Genomic DNA, 18,626 nt, shown 5'->3' on the forward strand with positions numbered 1-18,626 from the left:
GCCAGCTTACCATGGCGGGAAAACAAAGAGGGAAAACAATGCGCTTGTCCTGTTTCTTCGCACCGATTGCGCTGCTTGCTCCAGCTCTTGCCCATGCCGGCACCTGTGAGGAATCCTTCACCAAGGGTGGCAGCTTCATCAGCGGCCAGAAGTTCGCCGCGTCGGTGACGCTGCCGGGCCTGACGCCCGCCAGCGCGATCGGCCAGATGCGCGGAATCGTCGTCGCCAAGGGCTATGACGTGCTGGCGGTCGAGCCCGAGGACGGCAGCATGCTGATCGAGCAGGCGCAGACCGGCAAGGCCCGCGCCTTCCCGATCACCATCACCGCGACGCCCGACGGCAATGTCCGGATGGAGGCGAAGCTGCGCGCCGGCATGTCGGCCCCGAGCGAGCCCGCCAAGGCCGAGATGTGCGGCATGCTCAACCAGCTCAAGACCGGCAAGGCCGGCACCGCGGCCGCCGGCGCGGGCATGACCGCCGCCGGCAACAAGGCGCCGCTCGAAATGGACGCGCTGTCCATCTCGCACCAGATCTCGAAGGACACCCAGCGCAACGCCGCTGCGATCCCGCTGCGCTACAAGGACAAGACCTTCATCGTCAGCGGCACGGTGAAGTCGATCGACAAGCTGGATGACGCCTATGTCGTCACCTACGACATCCCCGAGCCCTATAACGAAGCGATCCGCCTGCCCGGCACCGCGCCATTCAAGACCGACATCTTCTGCCGGTTGGCAAAGGGCCAGTCCGTGTTCGCGCTGCAGCAAAAGCCCGGCAAGAAGGTCAAGCTCTCGGGCGTCTACGCCAATTTCAACCCCAATTCCCACGCCTTGCTGCTGGAGAATTGCCGCCCGGTGAAGTGATTGCGTACAGGTCCTGGCGAAGGCGACGGTCTTCGCCAGGGCTCACCTAATATCCGTCGCGCCGGATTCCACGCATTCGCGCGCGATTCGTTCAGAACCGGAAATATCCGGCTCGCCACCCGAAGACATCCGGCGCCCGAATACGCTCTTCAACGCGCGCCCGGCCTTTCGCAGCAGAGCGTGTACATCCTGGCTGAAGCGCTGGTGATGTTCACCCCAGGCGCGATCATACATCTCATCGATCATGGCTGCCCTCCGGACTTGAAGCTGGCCCGGAAGAGATGCGGATCTTCGGCTGCCGCGTCCAACAAAGGGATCGACACGCCTTATCAACAGGCTTTATCAAGCACCATGCGACGGCTCCCCCCGCTTCCCGCAGTTCGCGCATTCGAAGCGGTCGCGCGAAGGGGTACCTTCACGGCGGCTGCCTCCGAATTGGGGATGACCCAGGCCGCGATCAGCTATCAGATCAAGATACTGGAGGAGCGGGTCGGCGAGCCGCTCTTCGTCCGGCGGGGAAGACGCGCCGAACTGACTGCCGGCGGGGCCCGCGTCGCCGCACGGCTGGCGACCGCTTTCGACGAGATCGAGATGGCGTTCGATGAACTCACCGGCGAGAGCGAGACGGTCTTGCGCATCGCCACGACGGCGAGTTTCGCGAACAACTGGCTGGCGGGGAACATCGGCACCTTCCAGGCCGCGCATCCGGATATCGAGATCGAGCTCGAAGTCAGCGGTACGGTGATCGACCTCGCGGAAGCCCGCATCGACGTCGCCATAAGATCCGGCCGCGGCGACTGGCCGGGGCTGAAATCCGAGCATCTGGCGAAGGTCGACTTCACCCCGATGTGCAGTCCGGCGCTGCTCGAGGGGCGCGATCTGCCGCTGGACGCAGGCAAAGCCCTGGAAATGCGGCGGATCAGTCCGCAGGATCGGTGGTGGCCGATATGGTTCCGAAGTGCCGGCGTAGAGATAGGGGACGATCCCGGGCGCGGCGGCATTCGCATGGACTCCCAGGCGACCGAGGGGCAGGCGGCGCTTGCGGGGCATGGAATCGCGCTGATGACTCCGATGCTATGGCGTCCGGAACTCGCGAGCGGGCGCCTCGTATGCCCTTTCGCCGACATAGCCGATGAAGGCACCGCCTACTGGTTCGTCTATGCCGAAAACCGCAGGCATACGCGCAAGATCGCCCGGTTCCGCGACTGGCTCGTCCCGGCGTTTCGCGCGATGGCCGCCGCCCAGGAAATGCGCGCGATCGAAGGGGCATAGCTGTCTCTCCGCCGAACCGCTTCTTCGGGCGATCACCCGCCTTTATCGCCCGCCGAACAGCGCCTCCGCCTCGCTCCGCGTCGGGATCGACCGCAGCACGAAGCTCGAGTTGATCGTCACCACCCCGGGCAGCCGTCCGAGATGCTCGCGGTGGAGCCGCTCATAATCGTCCAGGTCACGCGCCAGGATCTTGAGCCGATAATCCTGCCCGCCCGAGACCAGCGCGCACTCCACCACACCGTCGATCTGCGCCACCGCCGCCTCGAACCGCGCCAGGTCTTCCTCCACCTGCGTCCCCAGCGTGATGTCGACCAGCGCGGTGATGCGGAAGCCCAGCCGCCGGTGCCCGAGTCGCGCGCCATAGCCTTGGACATGCCCTGAGGCCTCCAGCGCCTGGATACGGCGGGTGCAGGCCGACTGTGAAAGTCCCACCTGCACCGCGATAGCGCTCACCGGCGCCCGCGCATCGGCGGCGAGCGACTTGAGGATAGCTGCGTCAATCCTGTCCATCCTGCATGGATAGACGGTTTTCTCGCATGATACAGGGAATTCATGCGCTAACCCTCATCGACTGTCACATCTTTGCAGGGATTTGCCGCGATCCATGCTATATCGTGCGCGCCAACCCAATTCACGGAGAGGCTTCCATGCGCATCGGCGTTCCCAAGGAAATCAAGAATCACGAATATCGTGTCGGCCTGACCCCGGCTTCGGTCGCCGAGCTGGTCCATGCCGGCCACGAAGTGCTGGTCGAGACCAAGGCCGGCATGGGCATCGATTTCGACGACGAGGCCTATACCAAGGTCGGCGCGAAGATCGCCCCGGATGCCGCCGCCGTCTTCGCCGGCTCGGACATGATCGTGAAGGTCAAGGAGCCGCAGGCGCAGGAAATCGCGCTGCTCGAGCCGCGCCATGTGCTGTTCACCTATCTCCACCTCGCCGCCGACAAGCCGCAGGCCGAGGGCCTGATGAAGTCGGGCGCGACCTGCATCGCGTACGAGACCGTCACCTCGAACTCGGGCGCCCTGCCCCTGCTCAAGCCGATGTCGGAAGTCGCCGGCCGCATGTCGGTCCAGGTCGCCTCGCACTATCTCGAGAAGGAACAGGGCGGTCGCGGCGAGCTGCTCGGCGGCGTGCCGGGCGTGGCGCCGTGCAAGGTCGCGATCCTCGGCGGCGGCGTCTCGGGCATCAACGCCGCGCAGATGGCCACCGGCCAGCGCGCCGACGTCACCATCTACGACATCAACAACGAGCGCCTGGCCGAGCTCGACATGCATTTCGGCAGCCAGATCAAGACCGCCTATGCCAGCAAGGCCGCGATCGCCGAAGCGGTGAAGACCTCGCAGGTCGTGATCGGCGCGGTGCTGGTGCCGGGTGCGGCTGCGCCCAAGCTCGTCACCCGCGACATGCTCAAGACGATGATGCGCGGCTCGGTGCTGGTAGACATCGCGATCGACCAGGGCGGCTGCTTCGAGACCAGCCATGCCACCACGCATGACAACCCGGTCTATGAAGTCGATGGCGTGATCCACTATTGCGTCGCCAACATGCCGGGCGCGGTCGCCCGCACTTCGGCTTTCGCGCTCAACAACGCGACGCTGCCATTCGTGCTCAAGCTGGCGAACCTCGGCGCCGAGGGCGCGATGAAGGCCGACAAGCACCTCGCCAACGGTCTCAATGTCTACAAGGGCAAGATCGCGTTCAAGGCCGTCGCCGACGATCTCGACCTCCCCTACGAAGCATGGGCGGGCTGATCAGCCTGCTTGCAACGTAGGATTCCGCATGGTTCGCTGGAGCGGTCGGGACCCGGGTCCCGGCCGCTCTTTGCCTTGTAGGAAAGATAGGATCAGCCGCGCGCAACAATCGTTCGGGATGGATCGCGTTCCCGTAAGGAAGGTCAAATTTGCCGGCCTGAAAACCCGCTCTTGGGCTGTACTTCGTGTACTTTGGCGCGTCGCCCTTCGCAGCAGCGTAGGAAATCAGGGCCTGGCCGGTTGCAGCCCCTGCCGCTGCGCAGCATCCTGCAGGAACATGTCGAGCATCAGCAACCGCGTCGCGATCTGCTGGCGGTAGCTCGCCTTTTCCGGAGTCAGCGCCAGCGCCTTCTCCCACCAGGGCTTGGCCTCGGCAAAGCGGTTCGCCCGGACCAGCGCCAGGCCGTAGAAGAAAGGCGGTCCGGGATGCTGCGGTGCCAATTCCAGCGCCTTGTCGAAGGCGAACTGCGCCGCCGGCGACATCTGGTTGCCGTCATATTCCGACAGCGCGCCGCCAAAGCCTGTCCACAGCGCGGCGTCGTTCGGCACCTGACGCACCGCCCCCTGCCACACCATCACCGAGCGCGGCCGGTCGCCCTGGCGCAGCATGCCGTCGGCCAGGTTGGCGTAGCTCCAGGCATAGGTGCCGTATTTGCCGAACATCGCATCGCGCATGTCGATCAGTTCCTGGTCGACCTTGATCGGCTTGGCATCGGCCTCGATCGGATGGCCGGGGAGACCGGGGCTCCCCTGCCAGGCATAGCCCGCGGCCCCGAGCATGATCGCGGTCGCCGGCACGCTCCACAGCTTGCGCGGGTAGCGCAGCAGCACCAGCGCGAGGCCCGCCAGGAGTGCGACCGCGGCAAGCATCAGCCAGCCCATCACGCACCTCCCTTGCGGAACAGCCGCCGCGCGAGCAGCAGCCCGATCACCAGCAGCACCAGCGGCGTGATCCACAGCGGCGCGGTCACCCAGCTGAACGGCGGGTCATAAGTGACATAGTCGCCATAGCGCTGGATCAGATAGCTCCGGATCGCGGCCGGCTGCTCGCCCCTTGCGATCCGCTCGCGGACCAGCGCACGCATGTCCCCCGCCATCTCGGCATCGCTGTCGGCGATCGACTGGCCCTGGCAGACGAGGCAGCGCAGCGTCTCCATCAGCGCCTTGGCCTGCGCCTCCTGCGCTGCATTGGGCAGCTGGGTATAGGCAAGCCGGGCCGGCGGCAGATTGGAATCCGCCACGGCAGGTCCAGCCGCAAGCAGCAGGAGTGCAAGCGCGGCCCGCCTCACTTCGCCGCCTCCAGCTTGGCGAGGATCGCCGGGATGTCGTCGGCGCGGATGTCGCCGATATGCTGGTCGATGATCCTGCCCTGCGCGTCGATCAGGAAGGTCTCGGGCACCCCGGACGAGCCAAGCGCGATCTGCGCCTTGCCGGTGGGATCATCCCCGATCCGGGCATAGGGATCGCCGTTGCGCGCCAGGAAGGCCTGCACCGCCTCGGGCGTATCGCGGATCGCAATCGCGTCGATCTCCACGCCGGCCTGCCTGAGCTTGAGCAACTGCGGCGCCTCGGCGATGCAGGGAATGCACCAGCTGGCGAAGACGTTGAGCAGCCGCGGCTTGCCCCGCAGCTCGGCGCTGGCAACGCCGGGCCGGTCGGCCAGCAAGGGCTTGAGCGCCAGTTCAGGCACCGCCTTGCCGACCATCGCCGAATGGATGGTGCGGTCGCCCGGCTTGAGCAGGCCACTGGCGACCAGCGCGAAGACCAGCGCGAACAGCGCCAGCGGCGCCCAGATCAGCAGCCGCCTCATGCGTCATTCTCCGCATCGCGCCGCTCGCGACGGACGCGGCCGATCAGCGAGAGCAGCCCGCCCAGGGCGATCAGGAAACCGCCGCCCCAGATCAGCGTGACGAAGGGCTTCCACCACAGCCGCACCTGCCAGCGGCCCTGCCCGTCGCCCGGGCCGATCACGGTGTAGAGCTGGCCGTCGAGCTCGGTGGCGATCGCGGCTTCGTTGGTGGTCGTGGTCGGGTTGGCGAAGAAGCGCTGCTGCGGGAACAGGTCGAACGGTACTGCGCCGGTGCGGGTCGCCTTGAGGTGCGCTTCCAGCGCCGACCAGTTGGGGCCGACTGCCGGCTGCACCTTCACCAGCTCGATCCGGTACGGTCCGACGGTCACGTTCTGGCCGATCGCGATTGCCGCGAGCCTTTCAGTCTTGAAGGCGCCGTCCGCGGCCATGCCGGCAATGCTGACCGCGATGCCGAAATGCGCGACGACCATGCCGTAGATGTGGAGCGGCGTGCGGCGCAGGTTGCGGCGGATCAGCGGGATGACGCTGGCGACGGCGAGCATCGCGGCCAGTCCCAGCGCAAGCGAAGGAAGCCAATGCGCCCCGCCCAGGGCAAAGACGAGTGCGAAGGCCAGCCCGCCGACGCCTACCGGCACCAGCAGCTTGCCGAACAGCGTATTCCACTGGTCCCGCCGCCACTTGAGCAGCGGCCCGGCAGCGGTCGCAGCGACGAGCGCCAGGCCAACCGGCGCCGCTGCCTTTTCAAAGAAAGGCGCCCCGATCGAGAGCTGCACCCCGGCCGCCTGCGCCACCAGCGGATAGAGCGTACCGATGAAGACGACGCCGAGGATCACCGAGAGCAGCAAATTGTTGAGCACCAGCGCGCCCTCGCGGCTGACCAGTTCGAAGGTCGCGCCCTGCTTCACCGTGCCGATCCGCGCCCCGAACAGCGCCAGCGCGCCACCGATGTAGATGCCGAGCAGCGCAAGGATGAAGCCGCCCCGGGTCGGGTCGACGGCAAAGGCGTGGACGCTGATCAGAATTCCGGAACGCACCAGGAAGGTGCCGATCATCGACATGGAAAAGGCCACGACCGCCAGCATCACCGTCCAGGCGCGCAGCCCGTCGCGGGTGGCGAGTACGGTCACCGAATGGAGCAGCGCGGTCGCCGCCAGCCAGGGCATCAGCGAGGCGTTCTCGACCGGATCCCAGAACCACCAGCCGCCCCAGCCGAGCTCGTAATAGGCCCAATAGCTGCCGGCGGTGATGCCGATGGTCAGGAAGATCCAGGCGCCGAGTACCCAGGGCCGCATCGCCCGGGCAAAGGCCGGGCCGACGTCGCGCATCAGCAACGCGCCGACTGCGAAGCTGAAGGCGACCGAGAGGCCGACATAGCCGAGATAGAGGGTCGGCGGATGGAAGGCGAGACCGGGGTCCTGCAGCAGCGGGTTCAGCCCCTGCCCGTCCAGCGGCGCCGGGTCCACGCGGACGAACGGGTTGGAGGCGAAGGCCAGGAAGGCGTAGAAACCGATCGCGATCGCCGCCTGCGCGCCCAGGGTCGCGGCCAGCGTGCCCTGGGGCAGGCGCTTCTCGAACAGCGCCACCCCTGCCCCGGACACCGCGAGCACGGTGACCCAGAGCAGCATCGAGCCTTCATGATTCCCCCAGGCTCCGGCGATCTTGTAGAGCAGCGGCTTCATCGAGTGGCTGTTCTCGATGACCAACGCGACCGACATGTCCGACACCACGAACAGCGCGATCAGCATGCCGAACGCCACCAGCGCCAGCAGACCCTGGACTACCGCCACACGGCGCAGCGCAGTCATCACCTCGATGCCGGTACCCTGCGCGGCCCCTCGTGCCGCGCCCCAGGCGAGCATCACCTGCATCAGGGCAAAGCCCGTCGCGAGCCACAGGGCGGCAAGACCGGCTTCGGCGATCACTGCTCGAGCGACTTCGTCTCGTGCATGTTGCCCGCCGCCTGGGGCGGCATGTAGCGCTCGTCATGCTTCGCCAGGATGTTGTCGGCGATGAAGCTGCCATCGGGCTGGAACCTGCCTTCGGCGACCACGCCCGACCCTTCCTTGAACAGGTCCGGCGTAACCCCGCGGAACGCCACCGGCACCTTGGCCTGCCCGTCGGTCACCACGAAGCGGATCGAGACCCCATCCGCCTGGCGCTGGATCGACCCCTTCTCGACCATGCCGCCAAGGCGCACATGCTTGTCGAGCGGCAGCGGTTTCCCCTTCACATCAGCGGGCGCATAGAAGAAGGCCGCCTGGTCCTTGAGCGCCGACATCGCCAGCGCGGAGGCGCCGAGGATGGCACCCAGCGCGAGCAGCGCAAGGACGAGCCGCTGGTGCTTGGCCTTCATTCGCGATTGCCCTTGAGCGAATTGGCCGCAGCCTCTGCCCGGCGCATCGCGGCATAGCTGAGCGCGGCCAGCCCCACCGTGCCGAGCAGCACGACGAGATAGGCAGCGGTGATGAACGGCCAATGGTTCATGCCGCCGCCATCCGCCGCAACCGCGCCTCGACCTTCTGGTTCGCCAGGATCGCCCGCATCCGCATCAGCACGACGCCGGCGAAGAACAGGGTGAAGCCCCCCAGCGTGAAGAAAAGCGGCCAGAGCATCGACGGCGCGATCTTGCCCGTTACCACGCTCTCGCCCTGGTGGAGCGTGTTCCACCAGATCACCGAATAATGGACGATCGGCAGCAGCGCGCTGCCTGCCACGCCGAATAGCGCCGGCACCCGTCCGTCACCGGACCGGTCGGCATCCGCCCGGTCGAGCGCGATCCAGGCGATATAGACGAAGAACAGCAGCAGCATCGACGTCAACCGCCCGTCCCACTCCCACCAGGTGCCCCAGGTCGGGCGGCCCCAGATCGACCCGGTGAGCAGGCAGAGCGCCGCGAAGGTCGCTCCCGCCGGTGCGATTGCCCGGGCGGCCACGCTGGCCAGCGGATGGCGCCAGATCAGATAGCTGAGGCAGGCGATCGCCAGCCCGCTCCACCCGCCCATCCCCAACCAGGCGCTGGGGACATGGATATAGAGGATGCGCACGCTTTCCTTCTGCAGCGCATCGGGCGGCGTCAGCATCAGCCCGGCCCAGCAACCGAACGCCACCAGCACCACGCCGAGCCAGAACAGGATCGGCGTGAGCGGGCGCGCGATTCGAAGGAAACGCGCAGGATTGGCGAGGGCATGAAGCGCAGGCACGCGTAACGACTAGCGAGGATCCGGGCGTCGGTCCATCGTGAGAGTTGTCAGGTTCTGTTAGTCCCTGATCCGGCGTCCCGCACGATCAGTATGATGTGGGGCAGCGGCGTAGGGCCATGGTCGGGAATCGCGCCATGCCGGGCTCGACCGGCAGCAGCTTGTCCGGCGCGCCCTGGCCGACCAGGCGCAGGCTGTCTCCCTCGATCCGGAACGCCATCGCCACGTCGGAAGCGGCGTTCGGCGCGTCGGACCGGGCGGCGAGCGCGCTGTCGACTTCGATCACGAACATCACCGTGGACGGATCCGAGGCCTGGCTGACGATACGCCGCACCGGCAGCGAGTTCACCGACTGACCGTTCTGCACGAAATCGATCATGTCCTTCGAGAAACGGAAATAGGTATCCCCGCAATCGGCGGCGGCGCGCGCCCAGCGATGGCCGATAATCCCGTCGGCCGCCTTGCCATTGGTCTGGTTGCAGGAGGAGAGTGCCGATACGGCGAGGAGCAGAAGCACGGATCGCATGGGCGGAACCTTGGATTAACCGACGTTGCCAGCCTCATAACGGCGAGAGTTAATGCACTGCAGCAAGGTGCCCCAGCTTGTCCGGATTGCGGGTGACGTAGATGCCCGTGATCCTGCCGTCCTCGATCGCCAGGGCAGTCGTCTGGAGCACCCCGCCCGGCTCGATCGAGACGAAGCCCGGCAGGCCGTTTATCATGCCGTAGCGCACGATCCGCGACATCTCCTTGGCGAAGAAGCGCGCGAGCGAGGTGTAGAGCTTCATATTGTCGTCGAGACCGTGGATCGGGCGCAGGCCGGCATGGACCTTGCCGCCGCCATCCGACCAGGTTGCGACATCGCCGGCGAGCAGCCCACGCAGCGCCCCCATGTCGCCGCTGCGCGAGGCAGCGAAGAAGGCGGCCGCGATCTCCAGCCCCTTCTCCCTGGGCATCTCGTAGCGCGGGCGGGCGGCGCGGACATGGCTGCGGGCACGGCTGGCGAGCTGGCGGGCGGCGGCGGGATCGCGGCCGATCGTCTCGCCGACTTCGTCGAAGCTCACCCCGAACACGTCGTGGAGCAGGAAGGCGGCGCGTTCGAGCGGCGACAGGCGTTCGAGCGCCATCATCAGCGGAAGCGTGACGTCCTCCACCTCGTCCTCCTCCTCGACCACCGGCTCGGGCAGCCAGGGGCCGACATAGGTCTCGCGCCGGACGCGCGCCGATTTGAGCTGGTCGAGGCAGAGCCGCGTCACCACCCGGCGCAGGAACGCCTCGGGCTCGCGGACCTGGTCGCGGTCGGTATCGAGCCAGCGCAGGAACGCGTCCTGCACCACGTCCTCCGCGTCCGCGACCGAGCCGAGCATGCGATAGGCGATGCGCGCCAGCCGCGGACGCAGCGGATCGAAGCTCGCCGCCGCGTCCGCGCCGGTCATGCCGCGGCCACCGCCGGCTTGGCGTCGTAGAACAGGTCGAAGCCGACCGCGAAGCGGTTCCAGCCGTTGATCACGTTGATCATGAGCGTGAGCTGCACCTGTTCCTCCGGCGTGAACTCGAAGGCGAGTTCCTCATAGAGCGCCTGGGGCGCCCGTGCGGTGGATACCAGAGTCATCGCGTCCGTCCATGCCAGCGCAGCGCGCTCGCGCGGGGTGTAGCAGGGCGCTTCGTGCCAGGCGCTGAGCAGATAGATGCGCTGCTCGGTCTCGCCGGCCTTGCGGGCATCGGCGGTGTGCATGTTGAGGCAATTGGCGCAGCCGTTGATCTGCGAGGCGCGGATCTTCACCAGTTCGAGCAGGCTGTGCTCCAGCTTCGGCGCGATCTTGAGCGACATTTCGTACCACGCCTTCATCTCGGCGGGGGCGGCGGTGAAGAGGTCGAGGCGGCCAGTCATCTTGCATCTCCTTGGTTGGATGCAGGCAAGACGAGATGGCCGCGCCGGATGTGACATGGGGGGTGCGATTTTTTCGCGATAACCGAAAATAATCATCGTCATCCCGGCCCTGAGCCGGGATCCCGCTTCTTCTTCACCTGGATTGGGCAGCGGGACCCCGGCTTACGGCCGGGGTGACGAGTGCGGGAGCAAAGCCCTACTTCTCCTTCGGCGCCGCGAACGGATCGGTCACCGCCGGCTGGGTCGGGATCGGCAGGCGGGGCAGCGGCTTGTCCGCGTTCGCCGCGTCGAGCAGGAACGCCGCCAGGATGATCGCTGCCTGGCGCATGTCCGCCGCCTTCAGGTGATCGAAGGTGTCGAGCTGGGTGTGATGCACCCGGCTCTCATAATCGAGCGGGTCCTGGATGAACTGGAACGCCGGGATTCCGACCGCCTGCATGAACTGGTGATCGGTGCCCTCGGTCTTCTGGATCGCCACCGTCGATGCGCCCATCGAGGCGAAGGGCGCCAGCCATTCCCGGAAGATCGGCACCGCCGCCATGTTGTTCTCGGCATAGATGCCGCGAATCTTCCCCGAGCCATTGTCGAGGTTGAAATAGGCGGTCAGCTCCTTGTGGCCAGCCAATGGCGTGATCGGGAAGCGGGTCGCCCAGCTATAGTAGAACTCGTCGGCGCTGGGGACGTGATCCCAGGCCGGGCGCTTGGCAAGGTGCTGCTCGATATAGGCGATAGAACCGTAGAGGCTCTGTTCCTCGCCGGCCCAGAGCGCGAAGCGGATCGTGCGCTTCGGCTTGATCCCGCTGGCGGCGATGATCCGCGCCGCCTCCATCACAACCGCGCTGCCCGCGCCATTGTCCGCGGCACCATCGCCCGCCACCCAGCTGTCGAGATGCGCGCCTGCCATCACATAGCCGGCCTTGGCATCACGGCCCTTGATGTCGGCGATGATGTTGTACGCCTTGGTGTCGCTGTCGTCGAAATGGACATTGCTGTCGATCTCGAGCGTCGGCGCCTTGCCGGTCCAGGCGAGGCGGACAAGGCGACGATAATCCTCGGCGGCCATCTCGATGCCGGGCACCTTGGGCGTCTCGCCGACATGGTGGAGATAGCCTTCGCCATGGATCAGCTTGCCGTCGCTGCGCGAGCGGGTGACGTAAGCGACCGCGCCCTCATCTGCGAGGAACTTGGCGAGCTGGCCCTCGAACTTGGCGCGAGACAGCGACTGATCGAGCTTGCCGGGATCCCAGGTCGGCTCCTCATAGACGTCGAGCTTGGCGAGGTCCTCGTCGCTCAGCCGCTGGAAGGCCGCTTCCTTGGGCTCGGAGCCGGTGCCCGGCGCCGAAGTCAGCACGATCTTGCCGGCCAGCTTGCCCTTCCACTGCGCGAAGTCGCCCGGGCTACGCAGCGGGGCGACGATCACCGGTGCGGTGACCGGGCCGTTGGTCGCCGGCGTCCAGGCGATCGGAATGGCGGTGAGCTGGACCGGGCGCGGCGCGACCATGCGGACGCTCGACTTCTCGATCCACCAGCCGCGACCGAAGTCGAAGCCTTCCTTGTGGACATCGGTGAGCCCCCAGCCGGTGAACTTCTCCTGCGTCCATTTCTCCGCCTCGCGCATCGCCGGCGAGTTGGTCATGCGCGGGCCGATCACGTCGGCGAGATATTCGGCGGTGGTCATCACCTCCGAATGGCTGGTGCCCTGGTCGACGAGGACGGCGACGGTCGAGGGATCGATCGACTGGGCGGTGGCCGGCACCGCGATCAGCAGAGCGGCGTTGGCGAGGAGGAAAGTGCGCATGGGGCTCCGCAGAAATGCGAGGGGGATGCGCGACGCTATTGGCCGCGCATCCCCCATGCAAGACTGTGGTGCAATCAGCCCCGGCCGATCAGCCGCTGCGCGATACGATCGGCGACTTCGCTCTCGGGATCGCCGGTGCGGGCGCTCTCGTCCCACACTTCGATCAGGCGATCGGGGATCTTGTCCACGCGAGCCTGCACCTCGGCCATGTTGCCCTGGCCCAGATACTCCAAGCCGACATTGATGATGCCGCCGGCATTGATGACATAATCGGGCGCGTAGAGGATGCCGCGATCGTGGAGACGGTGGCCGTCCTGACGCGTCGCCAGCTGGTTGTTCGCGCCGCCGGCGACCACGGTGGTCCTGAGCGCCGCGATCGACTGTTCGGTGAAGATCGCGCCGAGTGCATTCGGGCTGAGGATGTCGGTTTCGATGCCGAGGATCTCGGAAGCATCGACTGCCTCACCGCCCAGCTCCGCCGCCAGCGCCTTGGCGCGCTCGGCATTGACGTCGGCCAGCACCAGCCTGGCGCCGTCCTTGGCGAGCAGGCGGGCAACGCCGCCGCCTACCGAGCCGACACCCTGGATCGCAACACGCACACCGGCCATCGAATCGGCACCGAGGCCGCGCTTCGCCGCAGCCTTGACGCCCAGATACACGCCGCGCGCCGTTACCGGGCCGGGATCGCCGCCAGCGCCGCCTTCGGCCACCGGCAGGCCCGAGACGTGGCGGGTCTGGGTCGCAACGACCTTCATCCGCTCCTCGGACATGCCGACATCCTCGGCAGTTACATATTTGCCGCCCAGCGATTCGACCGCGCGGCCGAATGCCTGGAGCTGCTCGGTGGTGACGGTTGCGCCCGGCTGGCTCGCCAGGATCACGCCCTTGCCGCCGCCAAGCGGCAGGTTGGCCATCGCGTTCTTGTAGCTCATGCCGCGCGACAGGCGCAGCGCATCGGTGATCGCGGCGCGGTGATCGGCATAATGCCAGAAGCGCACGCCGCCGGCCGCCGGGCCGAGCTTGGACGAATGGACTGCGATGATGGCGCTCAGGCCCGATTCGCGGTCGCTGAACAGATGGACGCCTTCATGGTCGTCGAAATCAGGGAAACCCCAGTCGGTGATCACGCGCTACATTCCTGCGGAGAGTGCCACACGTCTGTGGGCCGCGTGCGGTCACAAGGGGAAGAAATGGGGCGGATGACGGGACTTGAACCCGCGACCCTCGGTACCACAAACCGATGCTCTAACCAACTGAGCTACAACCGCCGTGAAGAAGGCGCGCTTAGCGGGGGTCGATGCGAAGGGCAAGATAATTACGCCAGAAATATTGGCGCTATCCGCGGGAAATTCGCACAGCCTCCTCCGGCGTGGTAATCCCCTCTCGCGCAAGCGCCCGTGCGGCCGATCCGAGATTGGGTGCGCGCAGGAAAGCATGGCGCGCCAGGATCGCTTCGTCGCCGCCATCGTTGATCAGCCGGCGAATCGCGCCATCGGCAACGATCGCCTCGAACACGCCAGTCTGGCCGACAAAGCCGATGCCTTCGCAACTCTCGCAGCCGACCGGGGCGAAGACGATCGCGCCCGAATCGAAGCCGAGCAGTGCCGAAACGGAACCCTGCGCCTGCACCGGGCGGCGGCAATCTGGACAGAGCCGCCGGACCAGCCGCTGGGCAAGCACCGCGGCAACGTTGGACGCCAGACGGAATGGCTCTACCCGCCAGTCGCGCATCCGCCGGATCGCCGAAACTGCGTCCGGCGCGTCGATCGTGGCCAGGACCAGATGCCCGCGCTCGGCCGCCTCGGCCGCGGCGGCTGCAGCCTCCCGCCCCTCCAGGCCATCCAGCGCGATGATGTCGGGATCCTGCTCGATCGCGGCCTGGATCGCGGCGGCACCGGTGCAGCCCTCGATACGGGTGGCCCCTTCCACCGGAAACGTGCCGATCGTCGCGATGTGACGAGGCGAGCCGGAGAAATGCCGGAGCAGTGTCGCAAGGGTCGTGCTGCGGCCCGATCCCGCGAGCCCCGCGACCAGCACCAGCCCGCCCCGCCGCAACGCCGGAAGCAACGCATCGACCAGCACGCGGCTCATGCCGATCGCCTCAAGGGAGCGCTCACGCCGTTCGCCGCCGTCGAGGCGCAGGACGATGCGCTCGCCCTCCCCCTGCTCCAGCACCGACGCGCCGTCCATCGCCCGGAAGTCGCGAGCAAGCGAAGGGTCGGCATGATAATGGCGCGCTTCGGTGAGCTGGCCGGCGATGCGCATGCGCACCACGATGGCAGTCGCACCGATTTCGAGGTGGAGGTGCGAGGCGCGGCGCCGGCGCCCTTCGGCAATAAGCGCCTCGGCCGCCGAATCGGGATGGGAACCCGAAAAGAGCAACGGCTGCGGCGACGTTTCGGCAACCGGCGCCAGCGCTTCGGCTTCCATGTCCATCGGATTCCTCGTTGCGGTGTGTCATCCGCTAGGCAGATCATGTGACACCGCGCTTGCGATTTTGTGACGGTTTCGGGTCACTCTGGCGCCACGCCATGGCTTTTGGCAGAACGCCGCCATGCAAAGTACCGCTTCCCCTCTTCCTGCTCTTGGCTCCGGCTTCCCTCTCGAGCCGATCATCGACCAGATCCTGCGCTGGCCGGGCGTGCAGCGCGTGCCGCACCCCAAGATCCAGATGTTCATCGCCAAGAACTTCCTGGAGCCCGAGCTCTGCCGGCAGCTGATGGCGAAGATCGATGCGGAGCGCCGCCCCTCGACCATCGCCGACGCGAATGACGACTATGCCTTCCGCACCAGCGAGACCTGCGACTTCAATTCGGACGATCCGGTGGTGGCCGAGCTGAAGCGGCGGATGACGCTCCTGACCGGACTGGACCCGACGCATGGCGAGCCGATGCAGGGCCAACGCTACGAGATCGGCCAGGAGTTCAAGGCGCATACCGACTATTTCGAGCCGCAAGGCCGCGACTATCAGAAATATTGCGGCATCGCCGGGCAGCGCACCTGGACGGTGATGCTCTATCTCAACGAAGTCGAGGCCGGCGGCGCGACCCGCTTCAAGGCTGTCGACAAGATCATCCAGCCCGAAACCGGCAAGGTGGTCGCCTGGAGCAATCTCCGCCCCGACGGGACGACCAACCCCTCGACCATCCACCACGCGATGAAGGTCCGAGCGGGCCTGAAATATGTGGTCACGCAATGGTACCGCGAATACCCCTGGGGCTGGTGAACCCAGCCTCGTAGCGGGAACAAGAAAGGGAGCGGCACCGCCAGGCGGGCCGCTCCCTTTTCAGTTGCGCATGCTCGCGATCAGAAAGTGGTCGAGAGCGAGAAGGTGAACGTCGGACCCACCGAGTAGTTGTTGTAGATCACGGTGTTCTTGCCCAGCGTCTGGGTTTCCTTGTGCTTCCGGTTCGTGATGTTGCGGGCTTCCAGCTTCAGATCGAGCTGGCGGCCGGCAATCTTCACGCCCTGGCGCATCACGAAGTCCAGGTTCAGGCCCGGATATTCGTAGATGTCCGGCTGGCCGCTATTGGCCAGACCGCGGCTGGTCACGCGCTTGCTGGCATAGGAAAGAATGAAGGTCTGCTGCGAGAGCGAGGCCTTGTCTTCCATGCCGAACTGGAAGTTGACCAGATGGTCCGACTGTCCGGTAAGCGGCGAGCCGTCCTGGAAATAGTCGGTCGCCAGGGTCGACGACGCCGCGAACATCCGGGTCTGGTCGCCTGCCTTCACCTTCAGCTCCGACTGGGTGTAGGTGTAGTTGGCGATCGCGATCAGGTAGCGCTCGGCGAAGAAGTTCGAGCCCGACCAGTCGGCCAGCGCGAACTTCTTCACGGCTTCGACCTCGGCACCGTACAGGTCAGCACGCGGCGCGTTGGCGAAGCTGGTGACGAAGTCGCTGCCGGTGATGAAGGTCTCGATCGGATTCTTGATCCGCTTGTAGAAACCCGCGACCGTAAGGCGCTGCTCCGGTGCGAAATACCATTCGTAGCGCGCTTCGGAGTTCACCAGCGTGCTGTCCTGGAGCAGCGGGTTGCCGCGATACTGGCGGTTGCTGTCCGGGTCGAAATAGAATTGGTAGATCAGCTCGCGGAACTGCGGACGGGCAATCGTCTTCGACGAGCTGAGGCGCACCTGCATGTCCGGGCGGAACTGCCAGGTCAGCGTGGCGGCCGGCAGCCAATAGTCGTTGTCGAGATTGGTCGCCGCAGTGCTGCCGGTCGGCGTGTTGAACACCTGGACCGGAACCACCGTTTCCTTCGCCGTCTCGTAGCGGACACCGAAGTCGAGCGAGAGCTCGGGCGAGACCTGCCAGTTTACCTTGCCGTAGCCGGCATGGTTCTTCAGCTCGGCGCGGAAGGCGGGAGCGCCTTCGTTCGTGTCGATCAGCGCGATGTTGTAATAGTCGATGATCGCCGAACCGAGCAGCAGGTCCGGGCGCAGCATGCCGACCGCGGTCGGGAAGCTGCTCGGCGCCGTGAACTGGAAGTCACGCCGCGAACTGGTGCGCTCGGTCTTGAGATAGGCATAGCCGGCGGTCAGCGCGAGATCGGTGACCGGCTTGAACGTGAGGTCGGCACCGGCCGAGTAGAGATTCTCGTTCAGGTCCGAATAGCTGATATGCGCGTCGCCGTTGTTGCCGTTGTTGAGGCGATTGACGAAGTACGCGCCATACAGGTCCGAGGCCACGTTGGTGCGGACATATTCCAGCGTCAGCTCGTTCGGGGCCTTGCGCTTCGAATTGGCATAGCTGCCGCGAAGATCGAGGCTCCACTCGGGGCTGAACTTGAACTCGCCGACCAGCTGGGTGTTGATCAGCTGGCGCTCATACCAGGCGGTGTCCTGCTGCATGACGTCGGTGACGGCATTGTTGTTGGTCTTGCCGAGGCCGAGACGCGCACGCTTCAGCGTGTCGTGGATGTAGAGGTTGGTCCAGCGGATCTTGTTGTCGCCATACTCGAGGCCGAGGCCGAGCAGTCCGTTGACCACGATCCGGTTGTCGGTCGAGACGCGACGGAAGTCGTTCTCGAGCGTCGAGAGGTCGCTGTTGAGCGAGGTCTGCTGGATCGCGTCGCGCGTCGTCCACTTGTTGCTGTAGCCACCGGTGGCGATCACGCCGAGCGTCATGTCGTCGCCGATCGGGAAGGACGTGCCGCCCGAGAGCGTCGCCGACCAGTTCGGGCCGATGCGCGACTGGCGCTGGACCAGCGCGTTGTTGGCGTTGATCAGCTGGCCCGCGATCGCCTGGGTGTCGACATTGCCCGAGCTGATCTTCTCGCCGCTGGCGAAGAAGGCCGCGAGCGCCGGAGGCAGATCGCGCGAGCCGTCGTCATAGCCGGTCCAGTCATGGCCGCCACCGGCATAGACATAGCCGACATGGCCGGTGGTCACGAGGTTCGCGCCCACGCCGCCGCTGACGGTGAGGAAGCTTTCCTTCGGCACCGAGTTGGTCGTCAGGTTGATGACGCCGCCGCCGAACTCGCCGGGGAAGTTGGTCGAATAGCTCTTCTGCACCAGCGAGGACGAGACCACGTTGGTCGGGAAGATGTCGAGCGGCACGACGCGCTTGAGCGGCTCGGGGCTGGGCAGCGGCGAACCGTTGAGCAGCGCGAGCGAATAGCGGTCGCCAAGACCGCGGACATAGACATAGCCGTTGCCGACCACGCTCAGGCCGGTGACGCGGCTCAGGGCGCCGGCGATATCGCCTTCGCCGGTGCGGGCGATATCGGCGCTCGACAGCACCGAGACCACCTGCGGGGTATCACGCGCGACATTGACGCGGCGTCCGGTCACGACGATGGCGTCGCCGCCCGGAACCGAGACGTCCGGAGCCTGCTCTTCCTGCGGTGCAGCCTGGTCCTGGGGCACGGCTGCAGCGTCGGACGGGGTGCCGGTGGTGTCCGGCGTCGAAGGCGCTGTCTGCGCATAGACAAGGGAAGGCGCAACAAGCGCAGAAGTGAAAAGGAACAGGCTGGCAAGCCGGAGCGGCTTCGTCATGGTAACCCCCAATCAAATCCTGAAAGGGCGGAGCGTCGCCGATTGGC

20 protein-coding genes and 1 tRNA gene are annotated in these 18,626 nt (G+C 66.2%); 4 read left to right on the forward strand and 17 right to left on the reverse strand.

Annotated features, from left to right (window positions below; genetic code table 11):
• Positions 1-38: 38 nt before the first annotated feature.
• Positions 39-860, forward strand: coding sequence for a hypothetical protein (locus AC1RJ5_RS05055; RefSeq protein ID WP_269574841.1), 822 nt, complete (start codon positions 39-41; stop codon positions 858-860).
• 42 nt (positions 861-902) lie between these two features.
• Here AC1RJ5_RS05055 and AC1RJ5_RS05060 read toward each other — a convergent pair whose 3' ends face one another.
• On the reverse strand, positions 903-1,106 hold the full coding sequence (locus AC1RJ5_RS05060) for a hypothetical protein (protein ID WP_493112044.1): 204 nt from the start codon (positions 1,104-1,106) through the stop codon (positions 903-905).
• A 105-nt stretch (positions 1,107-1,211) separates the two neighbouring features.
• On the opposite strand from AC1RJ5_RS05060, the gene AC1RJ5_RS05065 reads away from it, so the two are divergent.
• Entirely contained in the window at positions 1,212-2,132 is a 921-nt protein-coding gene (locus AC1RJ5_RS05065; RefSeq protein ID WP_342250551.1) for a LysR substrate-binding domain-containing protein, read from the forward strand.
• 42 nt (positions 2,133-2,174) lie between these two features.
• Here AC1RJ5_RS05065 and AC1RJ5_RS05070 read toward each other — a convergent pair whose 3' ends face one another.
• Positions 2,175-2,642, reverse strand: a complete 468-nt coding sequence (locus AC1RJ5_RS05070; protein ID WP_342250532.1) for an Lrp/AsnC family transcriptional regulator — start codon at positions 2,640-2,642, stop codon at positions 2,175-2,177.
• A gap of 137 nt (positions 2,643-2,779) precedes the next feature.
• Between AC1RJ5_RS05070 and ald the strand changes: the two genes are divergently transcribed.
• The gene (gene ald, locus AC1RJ5_RS05075; protein ID WP_269574838.1) at positions 2,780-3,886 is read left to right on the forward strand and encodes an alanine dehydrogenase; all 1,107 of its coding nucleotides are present in this window, start codon (positions 2,780-2,782) and stop codon (positions 3,884-3,886) included.
• Positions 3,887-4,111: 225 nt separating this feature from the next.
• On the opposite strand, the gene AC1RJ5_RS05080 is transcribed toward ald, so the two are convergent.
• The 14 genes from AC1RJ5_RS05080 to AC1RJ5_RS05145 form a co-directional block, all read right to left on the reverse strand.
• Positions 4,112-4,768 carry a tetratricopeptide repeat protein gene (locus AC1RJ5_RS05080; protein ID WP_493112047.1) on the reverse strand — a complete coding sequence of 219 codons (657 nt, stop codon included), beginning with the start codon at positions 4,766-4,768 and terminating at the stop codon, positions 4,112-4,114.
• On the reverse strand, positions 4,768-5,175 hold the full coding sequence (locus tag AC1RJ5_RS05085; RefSeq protein ID WP_269574836.1) for a cytochrome c-type biogenesis protein: 408 nt from the start codon (positions 5,173-5,175) through the stop codon (positions 4,768-4,770). Before AC1RJ5_RS05085 ends, AC1RJ5_RS05080 begins: the two co-directional genes overlap by 1 nt.
• Positions 5,172-5,696 (reverse strand): DsbE family thiol:disulfide interchange protein, encoded by a 525-nt coding sequence (locus AC1RJ5_RS05090; RefSeq protein WP_269574835.1) that lies wholly within the window; start codon positions 5,694-5,696, stop codon positions 5,172-5,174. The genes AC1RJ5_RS05085 and AC1RJ5_RS05090 overlap by 4 nt, the downstream gene beginning before the upstream one ends.
• Complete coding sequence (locus AC1RJ5_RS05095; protein ID WP_493112050.1) at positions 5,693-7,618, reverse strand: heme lyase CcmF/NrfE family subunit; 1,926 nt, start codon at positions 7,616-7,618, stop codon at positions 5,693-5,695. The genes AC1RJ5_RS05090 and AC1RJ5_RS05095 overlap by 4 nt, the downstream gene beginning before the upstream one ends.
• The gene (gene ccmE / locus AC1RJ5_RS05100) at positions 7,615-8,049 is read right to left on the reverse strand and encodes a cytochrome c maturation protein CcmE (protein WP_269574833.1); all 435 of its coding nucleotides are present in this window, start codon (positions 8,047-8,049) and stop codon (positions 7,615-7,617) included. The genes AC1RJ5_RS05095 and ccmE overlap by 4 nt, the downstream gene beginning before the upstream one ends.
• The gene (locus tag AC1RJ5_RS05105) at positions 8,046-8,180 is read right to left on the reverse strand and encodes a hypothetical protein (protein WP_260396071.1); all 135 of its coding nucleotides are present in this window, start codon (positions 8,178-8,180) and stop codon (positions 8,046-8,048) included. Before AC1RJ5_RS05105 ends, ccmE begins: the two co-directional genes overlap by 4 nt.
• Positions 8,177-8,896 carry a heme ABC transporter permease CcmC gene (gene ccmC / locus AC1RJ5_RS05110; RefSeq protein WP_184167609.1) on the reverse strand — a complete coding sequence of 240 codons (720 nt, stop codon included), beginning with the start codon at positions 8,894-8,896 and terminating at the stop codon, positions 8,177-8,179. Before ccmC ends, AC1RJ5_RS05105 begins: the two co-directional genes overlap by 4 nt.
• A gap of 85 nt (positions 8,897-8,981) precedes the next feature.
• Complete coding sequence (locus AC1RJ5_RS05115) at positions 8,982-9,419, reverse strand: hypothetical protein (RefSeq protein WP_269574832.1); 438 nt, start codon at positions 9,417-9,419, stop codon at positions 8,982-8,984.
• A 49-nt stretch (positions 9,420-9,468) separates the two neighbouring features.
• On the reverse strand, positions 9,469-10,329 hold the full coding sequence (locus AC1RJ5_RS05120) for a sigma-70 family RNA polymerase sigma factor (protein WP_269574831.1): 861 nt from the start codon (positions 10,327-10,329) through the stop codon (positions 9,469-9,471).
• On the reverse strand, positions 10,326-10,784 hold the full coding sequence (locus AC1RJ5_RS05125; protein ID WP_184167616.1) for a carboxymuconolactone decarboxylase family protein: 459 nt from the start codon (positions 10,782-10,784) through the stop codon (positions 10,326-10,328). The genes AC1RJ5_RS05120 and AC1RJ5_RS05125 overlap by 4 nt, the downstream gene beginning before the upstream one ends.
• A gap of 196 nt (positions 10,785-10,980) precedes the next feature.
• Positions 10,981-12,582: a M20/M25/M40 family metallo-hydrolase gene (locus tag AC1RJ5_RS05130; RefSeq protein WP_493112054.1), complete on the reverse strand. Its 1,602-nt coding sequence runs from the start codon at positions 12,580-12,582 to the stop codon at positions 10,981-10,983.
• A 74-nt stretch (positions 12,583-12,656) separates the two neighbouring features.
• The gene (locus AC1RJ5_RS05135) at positions 12,657-13,709 is read right to left on the reverse strand and encodes a Leu/Phe/Val dehydrogenase (RefSeq protein WP_269574829.1); all 1,053 of its coding nucleotides are present in this window, start codon (positions 13,707-13,709) and stop codon (positions 12,657-12,659) included.
• 64 nt (positions 13,710-13,773) lie between these two features.
• Positions 13,774-13,850 (reverse strand) — tRNA-His (locus AC1RJ5_RS05140).
• Between the two features lie 67 nt (positions 13,851-13,917).
• The gene (locus AC1RJ5_RS05145; RefSeq protein ID WP_493112056.1) at positions 13,918-15,018 is read right to left on the reverse strand and encodes a GspE/PulE family protein; all 1,101 of its coding nucleotides are present in this window, start codon (positions 15,016-15,018) and stop codon (positions 13,918-13,920) included.
• Between the two features lie 118 nt (positions 15,019-15,136).
• On the opposite strand from AC1RJ5_RS05145, the gene AC1RJ5_RS05150 reads away from it, so the two are divergent.
• Positions 15,137-15,808: a prolyl hydroxylase family protein gene (locus tag AC1RJ5_RS05150; protein ID WP_493112058.1), complete on the forward strand. Its 672-nt coding sequence runs from the start codon at positions 15,137-15,139 to the stop codon at positions 15,806-15,808.
• A gap of 80 nt (positions 15,809-15,888) precedes the next feature.
• On the opposite strand, the gene AC1RJ5_RS05155 is transcribed toward AC1RJ5_RS05150, so the two are convergent.
• Positions 15,889-18,579: a TonB-dependent receptor domain-containing protein gene (locus AC1RJ5_RS05155; RefSeq protein ID WP_342250538.1), complete on the reverse strand. Its 2,691-nt coding sequence runs from the start codon at positions 18,577-18,579 to the stop codon at positions 15,889-15,891.
• Positions 18,580-18,626 lie beyond the last annotated feature (47 nt).

The sequence above is a fragment of the Sphingomonas sp. GW822-FHT03G08 genome, from assembly GCF_058801135.1.

Excerpts from the sequence above, each read along its gene's own strand:
- AC1RJ5_RS05055 (WP_269574841.1), top strand. The coding sequence starts at position 39 with ATGCGCTTGTCCTGTTTCTTCGCACCGATTGCGCTGCTTGCTCCAGCT.
- AC1RJ5_RS05060 (WP_493112044.1), bottom strand. The coding sequence starts at position 1,106 with ATGATCGATGAGATGTATGATCGCGCCTGGGGTGAACATCACCAGCGC.
- AC1RJ5_RS05065 (WP_342250551.1), top strand. The coding sequence starts at position 1,212 with ATGCGACGGCTCCCCCCGCTTCCCGCAGTTCGCGCATTCGAAGCGGTC.
- AC1RJ5_RS05070 (WP_342250532.1), bottom strand. The coding sequence starts at position 2,642 with ATGGACAGGATTGACGCAGCTATCCTCAAGTCGCTCGCCGCCGATGCG.
- ald (WP_269574838.1), top strand. The coding sequence starts at position 2,780 with ATGCGCATCGGCGTTCCCAAGGAAATCAAGAATCACGAATATCGTGTC.
- AC1RJ5_RS05080 (WP_493112047.1), bottom strand. The coding sequence starts at position 4,768 with ATGGGCTGGCTGATGCTTGCCGCGGTCGCACTCCTGGCGGGCCTCGCG.
- AC1RJ5_RS05090 (WP_269574835.1), bottom strand. The coding sequence starts at position 5,696 with ATGAGGCGGCTGCTGATCTGGGCGCCGCTGGCGCTGTTCGCGCTGGTC.
- ccmE (WP_269574833.1), bottom strand. The coding sequence starts at position 8,049 with ATGAAGGCCAAGCACCAGCGGCTCGTCCTTGCGCTGCTCGCGCTGGGT.
- AC1RJ5_RS05105 (WP_260396071.1), bottom strand. The coding sequence starts at position 8,180 with ATGAACCATTGGCCGTTCATCACCGCTGCCTATCTCGTCGTGCTGCTC.
- AC1RJ5_RS05115 (WP_269574832.1), bottom strand. The coding sequence starts at position 9,419 with ATGCGATCCGTGCTTCTGCTCCTCGCCGTATCGGCACTCTCCTCCTGC.
- AC1RJ5_RS05120 (WP_269574831.1), bottom strand. The coding sequence starts at position 10,329 with ATGACCGGCGCGGACGCGGCGGCGAGCTTCGATCCGCTGCGTCCGCGG.
- AC1RJ5_RS05125 (WP_184167616.1), bottom strand. The coding sequence starts at position 10,784 with ATGACTGGCCGCCTCGACCTCTTCACCGCCGCCCCCGCCGAGATGAAG.
- AC1RJ5_RS05130 (WP_493112054.1), bottom strand. The coding sequence starts at position 12,582 with ATGCGCACTTTCCTCCTCGCCAACGCCGCTCTGCTGATCGCGGTGCCG.
- AC1RJ5_RS05145 (WP_493112056.1), bottom strand. The coding sequence starts at position 15,018 with ATGGACATGGAAGCCGAAGCGCTGGCGCCGGTTGCCGAAACGTCGCCG.
- AC1RJ5_RS05150 (WP_493112058.1), top strand. The coding sequence starts at position 15,137 with ATGCAAAGTACCGCTTCCCCTCTTCCTGCTCTTGGCTCCGGCTTCCCT.
- AC1RJ5_RS05155 (WP_342250538.1), bottom strand. The coding sequence starts at position 18,579 with ATGACGAAGCCGCTCCGGCTTGCCAGCCTGTTCCTTTTCACTTCTGCG.